General features: G+C 58.5%; 1 rRNA gene. It reads left to right on the forward strand.

Features of this window, described 5'->3' with window-relative positions:
• Positions 1-49: 49 nt before the first annotated feature.
• Positions 50-680, forward strand: a 23S ribosomal RNA gene (locus tag KUM32_RS28675); the annotation flags it as partial.

The following is a 680-nucleotide window of genomic DNA, read 5'->3' on the forward strand; positions in this document are numbered from 1 at the left end:
GGGTGGTTGGTCGTTGTTTGAGAACTGCACAGTGGACGCGAGCATCTGTGGCCAAGTTTTTAAGGGCGCACGGTGGATGCCTTGGCACCAGGAACCGATGAAGGACGTGGGAGGCCACGATAGGCCCCGGGGAGTCGTCAACCAGGCTTTGATCCGGGGGTGTCCGAATGGGGAAACCCGGCAGTCGTCATGGGCTGTCACCCGCTGCTGAACACATAGGCAGTGTGGAGGGAACGCGGGGAAGTGAAACATCTCAGTACCCGCAGGAAGAGAAAACAACCGTGATTCCGGGAGTAGTGGCGAGCGAAACTGGATGAGGCTAAACCGTATACGTGTGAGACCCGGCAGGGGTTGCGTGTGCGGGGTTGTGGGATCTCTCTTCTACGGTCTGCCGGCCGTGGGACGAGTCAGAAACCGTTGATGTAGGCGAAGGACATGCGAAAGGTCCGGCGTAGAGGGTAAGACCCCCGTAGTCGAAACGTCAGCGGCTCGTTTGAGAGACACCCAAGTAGCACGGGGCCCGAGAAATCCCGTGTGAATCTGGCGGGACCACCCGCTAAGCCTAAATATTCCCTGGTGACCGATAGCGGATAGTACCGTGAGGGAATGGTGAAAAGTACCGCGGGAGCGGAGTGAAATAGTACCTGAAACCGTGTGCCTACAAGCCGTGGGAGCGTCGG

The organism is Streptomyces sp. AC627_RSS907 (assembly GCF_019049165.1).